The 12,718-nt window shown below is 54.5% G+C and carries 12 protein-coding genes and 1 pseudogene; 1 reads left to right on the top strand and 12 read right to left on the bottom strand.

The window, feature by feature from the left end:
- Window positions 1-26: 26 nt before the first annotated feature.
- Window positions 27-296 carry a galactokinase family protein gene (locus HDF14_RS26880; RefSeq protein ID WP_260698451.1) on the bottom strand — a complete coding sequence of 90 codons (270 nt, stop codon included), beginning with the start codon at window positions 294-296 and terminating at the stop codon, window positions 27-29.
- 324 nt (window positions 297-620) lie between these two features.
- Between HDF14_RS26880 and HDF14_RS20485 the strand changes: the two genes are divergently transcribed.
- Window positions 621-1,625 (top strand): hypothetical protein, encoded by a 1,005-nt coding sequence (locus HDF14_RS20485; protein WP_183980408.1) that lies wholly within the window; start codon window positions 621-623, stop codon window positions 1,623-1,625.
- On the opposite strand, the gene HDF14_RS20480 is transcribed toward HDF14_RS20485, so the two are convergent.
- The 11 genes and pseudogenes from HDF14_RS20480 to HDF14_RS20440 all read right to left on the bottom strand — a co-directional run bounded on the left by HDF14_RS20480 (window position 1,579) and on the right by HDF14_RS20440 (window position 12,678).
- The gene (locus HDF14_RS20480) at window positions 1,579-1,827 is read right to left on the bottom strand and encodes a hypothetical protein (protein ID WP_183980406.1); all 249 of its coding nucleotides are present in this window, start codon (window positions 1,825-1,827) and stop codon (window positions 1,579-1,581) included. The two genes, HDF14_RS20485 and HDF14_RS20480, sit on opposite strands and share 47 nt — an antisense overlap.
- A 234-nt stretch (window positions 1,828-2,061) precedes the next feature.
- Window positions 2,062-2,808, bottom strand: a complete 747-nt coding sequence (locus HDF14_RS20475; protein ID WP_183980404.1) for a hypothetical protein — start codon at window positions 2,806-2,808, stop codon at window positions 2,062-2,064.
- Window positions 2,809-3,148: 340 nt separating this feature from the next.
- Window positions 3,149-3,310 (bottom strand): hypothetical protein, encoded by a 162-nt coding sequence (locus HDF14_RS26875; RefSeq protein WP_260698450.1) that lies wholly within the window; start codon window positions 3,308-3,310, stop codon window positions 3,149-3,151.
- Between the two features lie 310 nt (window positions 3,311-3,620).
- Complete coding sequence (locus HDF14_RS26870) at window positions 3,621-3,767, bottom strand: hypothetical protein (RefSeq protein ID WP_260698449.1); 147 nt, start codon at window positions 3,765-3,767, stop codon at window positions 3,621-3,623.
- Window positions 3,768-4,237: 470 nt separating this feature from the next.
- Window positions 4,238-5,719 (bottom strand): annotated as a pseudogene (locus HDF14_RS26155) (GH92 family glycosyl hydrolase).
- Window positions 5,716-6,633 carry a hypothetical protein gene (locus HDF14_RS26145; RefSeq protein ID WP_221304796.1) on the bottom strand — a complete coding sequence of 306 codons (918 nt, stop codon included), beginning with the start codon at window positions 6,631-6,633 and terminating at the stop codon, window positions 5,716-5,718. Before HDF14_RS26145 ends, HDF14_RS26155 begins: the two are co-directional and overlap by 4 nt.
- 68 nt (window positions 6,634-6,701) lie before the next feature.
- Window positions 6,702-7,034, bottom strand: coding sequence for a hypothetical protein (locus HDF14_RS20460; RefSeq protein WP_183980390.1), 333 nt, complete (start codon window positions 7,032-7,034; stop codon window positions 6,702-6,704).
- A 293-nt stretch (window positions 7,035-7,327) separates the two neighbouring features.
- Entirely contained in the window at window positions 7,328-8,473 is a 1,146-nt protein-coding gene (locus HDF14_RS20455) for a TonB-dependent receptor domain-containing protein (RefSeq protein WP_183980573.1), read from the bottom strand.
- Window positions 8,474-8,688: 215 nt separating this feature from the next.
- Window positions 8,689-9,195, bottom strand: coding sequence for a hypothetical protein (locus tag HDF14_RS20450; protein ID WP_183980389.1), 507 nt, complete (start codon window positions 9,193-9,195; stop codon window positions 8,689-8,691).
- Window positions 9,192-10,385, bottom strand: coding sequence for a TonB-dependent receptor (locus HDF14_RS20445; RefSeq protein ID WP_183980387.1), 1,194 nt, complete (start codon window positions 10,383-10,385; stop codon window positions 9,192-9,194). The genes HDF14_RS20450 and HDF14_RS20445 overlap by 4 nt, the downstream gene beginning before the upstream one ends.
- 610 nt (window positions 10,386-10,995) lie before the next feature.
- Window positions 10,996-12,678: a patatin-like phospholipase family protein gene (locus HDF14_RS20440; RefSeq protein WP_183980385.1), complete on the bottom strand. Its 1,683-nt coding sequence runs from the start codon at window positions 12,676-12,678 to the stop codon at window positions 10,996-10,998.
- Window positions 12,679-12,718 lie beyond the last annotated feature (40 nt).

The following is a 12,718-nucleotide window of genomic DNA, read 5'->3' as shown; positions in this document are numbered from 1 at the left end:
CCACAGTACACCTATTGGATAATCGCTCAGTGGCCCCGAGGGTGGTGGCTCAGACTGGCAAGCTCGAAAATAATTTGCTCCCCGTAGTTTGCCGAGTAGATGACCGCACGATCGTCATTACGCGGGCTAATAGCGGCCGAGGTGTGAAACCCAATCGCCATCGGCATCACGAGCCCGCCCGTATAGTCCGTATGCTCCCCGATGAGGTTTACCCGAGCCGGAGCGACAAAGTTCCGGCCTGCCTTTCCAAACAGCTGCTCGTGCTTCCGCAGTGTCTCTTCCTGTTCCTGCACCATGTAAAATACCAACTTTGTTCGTTTATTTGAGATATGGAACGCTCAACAGAATTCTGTCATCCACGCCCGAGGTCCTTAACGAGATCGCCACGATCTGGATCACACCTTCAACAGTGGATATGCGCACGAGCAGAGTATGATGGACCTCTTAAAAGTGTAGGTACACGAAGTCTTTCATTACTATTGGCTTCACGACAACTACCAACCATTTTCGTGTACGATACCGTCAAAGCAAGGTGTCATATCGAGTCTTTCCTTGTCAAGCCTGTTTTTTCAATGCGACTCTGAAAGTACAGATTGATGAGAGAAAATCATCCAAACCCCATGAGCGAACAAGAACTGCTGTGGCTTCAGAACGACGCGCTGAGGGTCGAGTTCCTCCCCGCCTTCGGTGGAAAGATTACCTCTTTGCGCAGTGTGCGAACGGGGGAAGAGTTTCTTCTTCCACCGCTCGGCGGCTATCACCGTGTCTCCCCTTTCGCGAACTTCAGCGAGAGTGACGGCGGAGGCTTCGACGAATGTCTGCCGAGCGTGGCAGCCTGCGAGCGCTCCCCAGGTCAGGATCCAGTGCCGGACCACGGCGATCTCTGGCGTCTGAATTGGCATGTCGATTCTCAGCGTGACGAAGTCACGCTCTATGCTGAAGCAGAATCGCGTCCCCTTCGCCTGACCAGAAGCGCGCATCTTCAAGGGGCATCTCTCATTCTCGACTACGACCTACTGAACCTATCTGACTCGACCACCGGTTGGCTCTGGTCGGCTCATCCGCTGCTTCGCGTGCAACCAGGAGACCGCATCGTGTTGCCAAAGAGTGTCGACCAGGTTTCGGTCGAATATTCGGCTGGAGATCTGTTCCCTCGAAACACTTTGATCAGCTGGCCAACTGCGAAATCGACGTCAGGTCTTATGACAGACCTAAGCAGAGTCGGCGAGAAGGATGGTGTAACTGCACACAAGATATTTGCGCCAATGGAAACAGCCGCCTGGGGCGCCCTGTATCGGACAAAGTTGGCTCAAGGTCTCGTCTTCCGCTTCAACCAAACCGCGCTTCCCTTCCTCGGCATCTGGATATGTTCTGACGCGTGGCCCCAGGAGAGACAGGACAAGCAATACACGGTGGCGCTGGAGCCTACGACATCGAATGTCGACTCCCTCGCTGACGCAGAGCGAAATGGCACAGCAAGGAGTCTTGCGCCCAGGGACGGCTGCCAATGGCGAATTGAGATTCAACTTGTTGAGGCTTCGTCGTTGGCGGAGTTCGAGTCGTTGTGCTCGAAAGTTCCTAACCTATCCAGTCCATCACATGCCGTAGATTTGTCGACGCAGTAGAGGTCGTTCCTCTCGGCAGAGTGGGAGCAATCGCGCATGCGATTCGATGGCCCTCGAACCAGACCAGAAAACGAGACTGCTCTGCACCGACGAGCCGCGATTGATTGATCCACGTATAGTAAGCGCCCATATCGGCGTCCACCAGAGAGCCTTCTCCATCCTGCGGCTGTTGCAGCGGGTCGCGGACCAGAAGTTGCTCCATCGGAGCACTCACCTGCCGAGTTGAAGAACGGGCAAACATAGTAAGCGGCTGCGCGCGATGCAGACACTCACGCGCAGCCCATTGAACAAACGTTGTACTGTAGATCTGGCATCCTGCCCCCTGGGTCAACACATTCACTTCAAAGTGACGTAACACCGCATCGGCGCGTTACCTCTGAGGTCTAGATCTTCGGGGCTGAGGCTCGCGACATATGAGCTGGCAGCTTCTACCCCATCAGGCCCATTGGGGCTTCGTCCAGAGGCGAGCTGATTCAAAAGCGAGAACTCTCGTCTTGCTACAGGCACAAGTCGTTCGTAAGACATCGCGGTCAGGGTAAGTCGCACCGACACTTGCAGCATGCAGAGCGCCGCCCTCGATATACCAGAGACCATATTCAATCGGATATCGCTGCGCGCGCGACCGCACCTCAGCCAGCAGGATCTCCAATCCGCCAGTGGGATCAAGCTGTGTAAACAGCGTTCCATGGGGTTGGAGCTTCCGAAACAACTGGCGATCTGACTGTTCGGAGCCCTGACCGATAGTGACAATCGTCCATCGCGGGCTGGCGGGCGCTGTCTTCTTAAGAGCTGTCTCGACAAACTGCTGATAGCCTTGAGCGGCCTTATGATAACGATCAATCTGATGCTCCGACCACAGATACGCTGTCAAATGTTCTCTGAACAGCTGCGGATGATCGACCCACTCCATGTCGCGAAGCTCGGAGGAGAGCGTTATTGTGGAAAAAGCCGACATCAGGCCATCGAACGACGCATTGTCCATTTTGCTCATCAGATCGAACTGCCGGGACAACCGTTCGCGCTCTGCCGGAAAGCACCAGGGGAACTGGATCAACTGTCGTAGTATCACTGACACCAAAATCAACGGCATACGCTGCAGCACCTGAGGGTTCCTGATCGCAAAGGAACGCGCCTGTGGCGGATATAGCGTAAAGCTCTCGGCGCGAAGTTCGCCAGGCGTCATCAGAGCACCTCTGGGATGGGCCGTCCCTTGGCCAAAGGAGTTGCGAAGTTATCAAGGCACCGAGCGTCGGGACCAGGTCTACGGAATCAAGTGCTCGATCCACCGTCATATTCTGTCGGATGTGTGGGCCCATTGCCATGATCCATGTAGTTCGAGAGAGAGGGTCGCCGGTGCGATGGTCCTGGAATCCATTGCCGGACGCATTGAAGTCCAAATCGCGACCGAAATCCGGAAGGACAAGCATTGTTGTGCGCCCTTTGTACTCCGGATCGCTCTCGATCATCTGCCATATCTCTGCGCAAAGCCTGTCAGTTCGCCGAATGCCATCCAAATAAAGTGATTATGCGCCGGTGTGAGCAACGTCCATGTCATGAAGAGTGATCCAGAGAAGGCTAGGGGCGAACTGCCGCATCAACTGACGCATCACGTAGACCGAGAGTTCGTCCGGACTCGACAAAGTTTTTGCGTGATGAGCAAAGTCATCCACAGAGAGATGCAACATCTCCATAAGCCTGGGGAGATCGACGTCGGAACGAACAGGAGGGCTTCGTAATTGTCCTGCAGGAGAAATTCGAGTCCACCTAGATTTGTCATCGTCTTTGCCAGAACCGCCGCGAGCATATGCTTCGGCAAAACGACTTATGCTCCGTATGCTGCGGCAAACTGGCCGCCACCACTCTGACCGATCCGGTTGAAACCATTGCTAGGTGCAATCACCCATGTGTCATTCGCGGTCGGCTCAGTCCTTTGCGGAAATATTCAAAGACTGTAGGATTTTCTTGCGCTACGTCTGCGAAGTTGTCGAAACGTTCTTATACCCCGGTCGCCAGACTTGCTGTGGCGACATAGTGGCCCAGAATTCCACGATTCACAACCTGAGTGAAAAACGTCGCCTGAGGGATCAGCTCCTTCATCAGGTGAGGAATATTCCTGTCCCTCCGGTGCAGAGGTCTCTTCATCCCGGGCTCCGCCACCAAAAGTGACCACGACGGTCTTCTGTCCTTTTGGCAGGAGTGCAGCTTGCAGCGGATTGAAGCCGAACAGTCTACTGCCTGCGCCATATACAGTCGCGGAGCGTAGAAATGCGCGGCGGGTGAGAGCTCTTTGTTGCGCTAGATGCTGTAAGGTATCCGTACGAGTAGACCTCGACTACGTACTCTAGCAGCTTTACATCCGGCGCGTAAATGAATCCGGAAACGATAACTACTTTGTAGTAAGTCGACGCTGGAGCAATGCCGATTAGATCAACCGTCGCTCCGGGTATTGGATGAGACTGCGGGGCCGCCCGATAGCTCGCTTGCTTTGAACTTCGAGACATAACAGCGGGTTCCTCTCTGGTCATAACAGATCGCGGCGCAGCTGATAGCTGATTGCGGCTAATAATCCATGGCGTACAGAGAACGCGATTATTTCGCGCGGCGCCTGTCTCTCACACCCTCCCTGGCGAAGCGCTCATCGACGGCGGGAGATCGACGCTGCGGGTTGCCCAGTCCTTGTTTGGCTCAGGTCCCATGACGAACTCCAACACGCCGCCCACGGCAATCTCGCTGTGCCGAATCCATGCGCGCGACAACGGCTTTCCATTGAGCTTCGCAAGTTGGATGTAGGGGTGGTCAGGCGCCTGGTTCTCAGCCGTAATCGTAAATTGCGCTCGCTTGTACCACTCCTCGTCCAAATGGAGCGTTATCCGGGAGAACAGTGGACTCCCGAGGATGTAGATTCCATCTCCAGGACACACAGAATAGAAACCCATTGCGCCGAGAACATACCACGCGGACATCTGGCCCACATCGTCATTTCCGCAGATACCATTCACATCGTTGTGGTAGGCATTGGTTAGGATACGGCGCACCCATCTCTGCGTAAGCCATGGCTTGCCCGCGTACACAAACAAGTAGGGAACATGGTGCACCGGTTCATTGGCGTGGTTGTAATAGTCGTTCCATCCAAACGAGGAAGGCGTCTTTTCAAAGAAGTCTTCCAGTTGACGAGAGAACTCTTCCGCGCCGCCTTTCAGCTCCATCAGTCCAGCAACATCGTGGGGAACAAACCACGTCTGCTGAAGCGGATTGCTCTCCGTGCACCCCTGGCCGAATGCAGTCTTACCCAGCCACGGAATCCCTCCGCCCTCGGCATTTTTCGCTCGCATGCTTCCAACGTGCGGGTCGTATAACTTCTTATAATTTGTCGCGCGGGTTGAAAATAAATTCGCGTCCTCTGTCTTACCCAACGACGCGGCCAAGTTTGCCATGCACCAGTCGAAGTATGCGTTGTCCAGCGTCCACGAAACCTGGCCTGGAACGTATCCATGCTGCATATAGAAATCGTTATCAGGGCGGTTTGTCGAACCGTTCGGACCCGCCGCAGTCTGCCTGCAGGCGGCATAGGCCTTCTCTACATCGAAGCCCCTAATCCCTTTCGAATACGCGTCGAGGATTACCGACGTTGCCGGGTCGCCATCCATGCATCCGCTATAGGAGTTCATAATTTCCCAGCGTTCGAGATACCCTTTTCGGCTCGTCGAAGCCAAGGTGACAAGTGAGTTGATCTCGTCGTTGATCATCGTCGTATTGAGCAGAGTCATCAGCGGAAAATCGCCGCGAAATACATCCCATCCACTAAAGATGGTTCTTCATGTGTACCCATCGGCCGTGTGGATTTTGCCGTCGGCGCCCGTGTAGTTTCCATCCACGTCCGCAATGATCCTCGGATCTATCATGGCGTGATACATAGCGGTGTAGAAAATCTTCCTCTCATCATCCGATGCGCCTTCGATCTCAATGGAGTTCAAAGCATCATCCGAAAGCGCCCGTCCCCTCTTGCGAACCTCGTCGAAATCCCATCCTGGTATGTCGTACGACAGGTTCTTGCGTGCACCCGCTGGACTGGTAAAGCTGATGCCCGACTTCACCAACACCTTATCTCCGGTTGCAAACGAAGGAAACTCGACGAAGAAACCGATATGGTTCCCTTCCTGCTCTGCACCCGGCCAGCACCTCTTCTACGCACAAGCTCCTGATACTGGTCGGTTTGGAAATACGACGTTGCCAGTCCCCGCTGCACGGGAAATGCATCATCTGGAACATCAATCTTCCATACGCCGAAGCGCTTGAGCGGCTTTGAAAATTCCATGTGGAAGTAAACCGTATAGCCTACCTTGCCCTCGCCATTACCCCAGCCGCCGCCAGCCGCGGGACAATGCATCCATCCCTCGATCGCTCGATCTCCCACCACTTTCACATATTGGCGCGTAGAAGTGCCCGCTATGCGTCGCGCCAGATTGATTTGAATACGGGCCGTCTCCGTCTGCGGAAAGCTGAACTGGAGCATACCCGCGCGAGGAGCAGCCGTGAGTTCTGCCTGAATACCATAGTTCTCCAGTGTGACGGCATAGTAGTTTGCCTCAGCGCGTTCGTTTGCGTGACCATAAGTTGAGCGCCAGCCTTCACCCGGATGGTTGACCCTCCCGCTATCAAGCTTCATAGGTCCGATAGAAGGCATAACCTGCAAATTGCCGAAGTCGCCGTAGTATCCCACTCCGCTCATGTGCGTAAAGCTGAAGCCTTCGGTCGTAGTCTGTTCGTAAGAGTATCCCGGGCCGCTGTCGCCTTCATAGGAATAGCCTGGACCTTTGATACCTCCCGTAATCGTGTCAGGGCTGAGCTGAACCATGCCAAACGGTGTTGTAGGGCCAGGGAAAGTCTTGCCTTCGCCGAGCAATATGCTCGTGCTGGCTCCGATGAGCGGATTGATGAAACGCGAGGCCCGATCTAAAGCACTCGAGGACTCTCCTCGCAGTCCCCTGCCGGACCGTAGCGACGACATCCAAATGAGAGAGCCCTTCGCAAACGATCGACGAGAGATTAAGCGTCTCTTCGGTAGATTGATGTTCTTCATTGTTTTCGCAATCCCAATGTCATCTGTCGGTTCTTAAGACAAACAGGAGCAAGGCTGCATACGCGGCCAGGGTCATGAGCGAAGCGGCGGAGAAACAGCAAAAAAGTGTCCCCGCCGCTGATAGCGTAGCTGTCAAACTCAGAAAGTGAGATGGAAACCAACTGAATTTCTCTGGGCGTCGTTACGTTATTCGTGATGACTCCCGCAGTAGGGTCGGAGATGTTGTTATCGGGTACGCCGTAGTTCTGGATGTTGAAGATATTGAAGACCTCCGCCCTAAAGTTGAGCAACCACTGTTCCCTAATTGGAAAGTTCTTGAACAAAGACATATCCACCTCGGCGACATGGGCCGAAGAGAGAGAGTTTGTTCCGGAGTTTCCATAGGTACCAGTTGCAGGCGATACAAAAGCGGCCGTGTTATACCACTCGTTCCTCGTGGGATGAGCAAGCTTAGGGTTCCCGATTACGTTCGGCCTCATGTAGGAAAACCAACTATCACCAGCTGGTGCTTCAATGTTCGCGATGTCTCCACTTATGGCCATGTTGTAGGGTTGACTTGACCGCAGTTGAATTGCGGTATTCGCTTGCCAGTTGCCGAGAATGTAGGAGGCGATGCCATGGTTCAGGTAGCGCTGTCCTTGCCGACCGGTACGGCGTACTGACCAGCTATCGCAAGAAAGTGCGGAATGTTGAAAGCTAACACGCCCATGGATGCCTTCAGGTTATAGTAGTTTTGCCAAATGGAGTACCCGCCCGATCCAGGCCCATTTTCCACGTCGAACAATCCGCTTCCTCCTTCGCCGATGGCCTTAGACCAGGTGTAAGAAACCAGGTATTGGAACCCATTGGAGAACCTCCGATCCAACTTCAACTGGAACGCGTTGTAGTTCGATGTCCCGTTGCTTGTGCTGTAGAAGGCCGAAGTGTTGTACCACGGGAAGGGAGTACGAGCTCGAACCTGGGCCGCAGTGCCAGTTCCTGGGGTTTGCGCCGTGTTCCATAAACCAGTGATACCCACCCGATCATCAAGGCTACCGACATATCCCATTGACAGTGCAGTGTTCGGCCCTAGCTCACGTTCGACACCCAGGTTGTATTGCTGCGAACGTGGATCTTTGATGTGGGGATCCATGAACCAATTGCCCAAGCTCCACGGATCGGCTGCCGGCAGGACAGTGCCGACCTGACCAAAGGTCGATTCAATATTTGCGAGAGGACTGCCCGTCTGATTCATCGCAATGCTCGATACAACGGAACCACCGCCGGGCCAATTACCGGAGTTGCCCTTCCAGTCCTGTTCCATACCCATGGTCGAGTCATAGACGATGCCGTAGCCGCCACGTAGTGTTGTCTTCGGGTCGATGCGCCATGCGATACCAAAGCGCGGCCCCCAGTTTCCCCAACCTCCTTTGGCTCCCCACGTGGTGCCATACGGTGACAATTGAATCGGGGGCTCTGCCGCGTTGTAGTATGGCTTGCCGGTTGTCGGATCAATTGGCGCGACACCACCGTCAATGCCAGCCAGGGAGCCGTCCGCTGACGGAATGCAGGGAGCCGCATTGGTTACATTGCAAGCCGCTGGCAACGCCTTCATGCCAATCCAATAGACCCCATCGGTATTCGGACCGGAGACAATCGTTCCCGAGTCGGGAGCGAAGGGGCGACGGTGATCGAGCCGCAAACCGTATGTGATCGTAATGTTCCGGCTCACCGTCCAGACATCCTGAGCGAAGTAACCATACGAAGAAACCCGGTTACCGCTCGCTATTAGAGCCGTGTTATTTGTTTGCCGACGGTAGACTCAGAAGTGCGGACGCCAGAGAATTACCAGTGGTGCCCACATTGTTCGGATCACCGGTAAGAGCATTCGTAAAGGCATAATTTCCGTAAGGAGGGCTGTCGGAGTCATTACCTTGCCGGATGTACTGCATTCCGAACTTGATGTTATGCACGCCGCGCACCCACGTTACAGTCGGGGTGTAGCTAAGCTACCGGATTTGAGATCGTATTCGGCGCTTGACTGCCAAAGCCGCTTGCAATCCCAGGGATAGCGTATGGAGCACCTAATCCGAGGAATGTTCCGCCGGTACTGGAAAAACCCAGTGCCTTGGCCGGACCATCTCCGTTTATATCGGGAGTACCGCGAAGGAAGGGTCTGGTCGCGATCCCGAAGCGAAAATCGAAAAGAATGCTTGGTGTGAAAGCACGGCTCCATCCAGCGCCCAAACCTTTAGCCGCAACCGAATTCGTAAGGCTCTGGCTGATCGAAGTTGGGGACACGTCCGTCACGTTCAGCTCATCGTAGCGGAAGAAAAATGTGTCTTTGCTGCCAAGTTGCTCATCGATGCGGACCATATAGTGATCAGAATCATCTGTGTGCGGATTCGCTGCGTAGGCGTTAAAGTTCGGGTTACCAGTCAGCGGCTTACCAGTGTCATACGTTTTAATGAAATTGATTATCTTCTGATCCAGCCGCCCAGGAGCGATCACGTTCGGTGTTCCGCCTTAATTAAACTGAGTCCGCGTGTAACCATTCGCGGTTTCCTGAGTTGTTGCAGGATCGTAGATATTTTGAGAGAGAAGGGAGTGAGAAGAGTCGCCTCGCAGTTCCCACTGGTCGGCACGTTATAAAGTATCTCGCTCGACTTGGAATATCTCCAGCCTTCATATCCGAACTGGAAAAATGTGTGGTTACGACCGTTGTAGAGGTGGGGCAACCAGACAGGGCCGCCCACCGTAGCCCCGAACTGATTCTGCCTGTAGGGCGAAGGCGATGAGCTGTATTCGTCAGCAAAGGAATCGCGCGCATCGAAGACGTTATTCCGTACAAACTCCCATGCAGCACCATGGAGGCTATTCGTCCCGCTCTTGGTAACAACGTTGACTACGCCGCCAAGCACGCTTCCGTATTCCGCTTTGTCGTCGTGCGACTGTACCTTGAACTCCTGCATATCATCGATGATCGGCGGAATCACGTAAACGCCGTTGGTAAAGTCCGTGTTCACTACGCCATCCAGAAGATAGAGATTTTCCCGGTTGATCTGTCCCTGAATCGCTGGCTGTGAAAACTGCGCCGATGGAACGCCGAGCACACCCTGATCGTTTACTGCGACTTTGTTGCTCTGGGACGTACTGATAGGCGACGCGCCGGGAGTAAGGGTCAAAAGTTCGGTGAAATTGCGCCCGTTCAGTGGCAAATCATGGATCTGGTGCTCTCCGATCTGAGTGCCCAGCTCCGAACTCGTTCCCGCAACGTCGGTTGCTTGGTCCGTCACGGTAACTGTCTGGGTAGCGGCCCCAATCCTAAGAACAACGTCCAGTGCAAGGCTCGCCTGTACACCTGCCGCTAGGCTCGTAATGGTGGTGTTGTTAAAACCACTGGCGCTCACGGTCATGGCGTAATTTCCTGGCTTGACAGATGGGAAGGTATAGAGCCCTTCATTGTTGGACATTGCCTTCGCTGCGACGCGCGTATCCGATTCCGTCAAGGTGACCATGGCTCCGGGGATAACTGCTCCCGTGGAATCGGTGATGTGCCCGGAGACAACGGCATTGGCCGTCAGCGCACCGCCTGGTCGCACTCCGCAGACTCCAAATGAAAGAATAAGAAAAACTTGTAACCACCAACAACCCGTTCCTTGTACACGTCTGCCTGCTGGCCTCTTAGTCGACTTCTTCATTTTTGAAATCTCCTTGATGTTTCGCAGTGGCTCCTACGCTGCATGGCGTGAGGTTTCTGCTTCTCCTGCGAACATCTGCCATGAAATACCTATTCCACCGAATGAGGAACGTACTAAGCAGTGTGTTGAAAAACCTTTTACGTATAACCTTTTGGCATCATAGGTTTACGCGCTAAACGGTTGATGGGGTTGCTATGGCTTGAGTGGCAAACGAAACAGTTTGCTGTGAGCATGACTACATATGTCATGCTTTTTCATGTATTTACCGTGGTCACGTTTGTTGCCTGTCGGTGGCACCTCTTGGTGATAAACTTTCGCCCATTGTTGAACAGACAAAAATGTTGACGTTGGAAGATTTCGCGAGTAGCCTGCCCCCGCGTCTAAGAGCAGGCACCGCACCACAAGAGGGACTGCCATTCAAGTAGGATGCATCATACCCGGAGGGCAGCCGCCATCGTTTCGAACACTTCCTGGCTATAGTTCCGCGAAGGCCTTAGGCAAAGGCTGAAGCTGCGGTCACCGCTTCTTCTCCAAAGCGTTAAAGCTAACCCCCATTGAATCCCGAACTGATGAAAACCTTCGAGGCGTCCGCATTTCCACCCGCGCCACGCTACTCCCGAAACAAATGATTCAGGATCGCATTCATCAGCGGTTCGATCACCACTACGTCCGCCGGATAAGACCAGAACCCAATCAGGTATCTCACCATCTCGCTGACGCGCTTCTTCACGCCCTCGCGAAATTCCTTTTGCTCCTCGATCGACAGCTGCGACAGTTGCAGCCCGTTCAGGGTGCTGTCGATAGGGTTCGTATGCGTCGGCGTATAGCGTATCGGCCCCAGCTCTCGGGCTTCACTCATCACGGGATCGGTCAACACCATCCTCGCCACCATCCGTCCCCGGTCATAGTCATGCACGCGATACCGCTCATCGAAGAACCCCAGAAAGCCCGTCAAGTCCGCCCCCGCCAGCAACTCCTCCGACACCGCGATTCCATAGATCCGCATATAGTCGCACTGCCCGAGATTCGCCGCCGTCTCAAACGCAAGCACCGTATCGCGAAATGCATCGGAAGCGTAGCTGCCTGCCCCCAGACTCGCAATCTCCTCCTTGTACTGGTGTTCAATCCGCCGCCTGGCCTCAGCAAGAGTTTCTTTTCCAATCTTCGCGACCTGCCTCGTCCCGGTGCGCGTCGGCTGCGTAAATAACACCCTCAGCAAACCGTCCGCGGTCCGCTTCAGGCTTCCGCTCCTGATCTCGCCTGACCGCAGCCTTTCTGCCAGTTCGCTGGCACGAGCGTCCATTAGAGCAATCTGCTCATTCATCTCCACCGCTGTGATCCAGTCCTGAAACTCCGATTGGCCGAGCAGTACCTTCGCCCACCGCTTCATCATCTGAAAGTAGTCTGCGTTCACTTCGCAAAAACTCGAGTCCGCGCTCGAAGTTCTCCCATGCGGCGACACAAACAAATAAAACCGGCTGTCGTTGTGCCAGTGCTTGTCGATCTCATCTACCAGATTCTTTGCCATGCCCAGTGGCTCGTTCTGCAGGATCCCGCCGTCAGTGTACGTAAACCTCGACGGATCATCCGTCCACGGCTCCAAGCCGTTTTTTGCGTAGTCCGCCCGCCAACGGTCCAACTCCTTTGCGCGAAACGCCAACGGATACGCCCCGCTTGCCACTGATGCGTCGGCCAACTCACGCCACACCTCCGGGTTGTCGCTCCCGTCTACACTCACCACTCGTGTCATCTGGTCTTCATGCCGCGTGTAGATAAACTTCCCGCAAGGCTGCATGTCATATCCGTAGTCCACGCCGTTCAGGTTCGTCAGCGTCATTCCGATGGAGATCGACCGCGCAGCCGCCATATGCGTTATGGGAGCGGGCCACTCCCCCGGCGCATATCGTCCCAGTAGCGTATCTTTTGCGATCCCCTCCACCACATTCGACGAAAAGATCGAACGCAGCGGCGGCTCTGCCTCGCCGGTCGTTTTGTCCACCGTCTTCAACAACCCAGCAAGGTCAATGCGTTTTACCCACACGTTGTACAGCGGGTTATCATACGGGCCGCGAAACTCATTGGCCGAGTACAACATCTTATGCGCCACAATCGCGGCCGTCATCGCACCGGCCGAAGCACCCGTCATGACATCGATAAGAATCTTCTCGTCATCAGTCACCCCATCGGCGGAGTTATGCTGATGAATTGCATCGAGCACCTCATACAGAACACCCGCCTCGTAACTCCCCAACGACACAGCACCAGCAATCGTAATAGCCAACCGCTTCGGCATATTTCTCCTCGCAGCGGAATTAGAGCACCTTCCCGAACCG

The organism is Tunturiibacter gelidiferens (assembly GCF_014201335.1).
Lineage (GTDB): Bacteria > Acidobacteriota > Terriglobia > Terriglobales > Acidobacteriaceae > Edaphobacter > Edaphobacter lichenicola_E.
Note: the sequence above shows the minus strand (reverse complement) of the source record. Positions and strands in the feature narration are given on the sequence as shown.

What these genes read in the sequence shown, in the direction of transcription:
- HDF14_RS26880 (WP_260698451.1), bottom strand. Translation starts at nt 296, where the DNA reads ATGGTGCAGGAACAGGAAGAGACACTGCGGAAGCACGAGCAGCTGTTT.
- HDF14_RS20485 (WP_183980408.1), top strand. Translation starts at nt 621, where the DNA reads ATGAGCGAACAAGAACTGCTGTGGCTTCAGAACGACGCGCTGAGGGTC.
- HDF14_RS20480 (WP_183980406.1), bottom strand. Translation starts at nt 1,827, where the DNA reads ATGGAGCAACTTCTGGTCCGCGACCCGCTGCAACAGCCGCAGGATGGA.
- HDF14_RS20475 (WP_183980404.1), bottom strand. Translation starts at nt 2,808, where the DNA reads ATGACGCCTGGCGAACTTCGCGCCGAGAGCTTTACGCTATATCCGCCA.
- HDF14_RS26875 (WP_260698450.1), bottom strand. Translation starts at nt 3,310, where the DNA reads ATGTTGCATCTCTCTGTGGATGACTTTGCTCATCACGCAAAAACTTTG.
- HDF14_RS26870 (WP_260698449.1), bottom strand. Translation starts at nt 3,767, where the DNA reads ATGAAGAGACCTCTGCACCGGAGGGACAGGAATATTCCTCACCTGATG.
- HDF14_RS26145 (WP_221304796.1), bottom strand. Translation starts at nt 6,633, where the DNA reads ATGTCGTCGCTACGGTCCGGCAGGGGACTGCGAGGAGAGTCCTCGAGT.
- HDF14_RS20460 (WP_183980390.1), bottom strand. Translation starts at nt 7,034, where the DNA reads ATGTCTTTGTTCAAGAACTTTCCAATTAGGGAACAGTGGTTGCTCAAC.
- HDF14_RS20445 (WP_183980387.1), bottom strand. Translation starts at nt 10,385, where the DNA reads ATGAAGAAGTCGACTAAGAGGCCAGCAGGCAGACGTGTACAAGGAACG.
- HDF14_RS20440 (WP_183980385.1), bottom strand. Translation starts at nt 12,678, where the DNA reads ATGCCGAAGCGGTTGGCTATTACGATTGCTGGTGCTGTGTCGTTGGGG.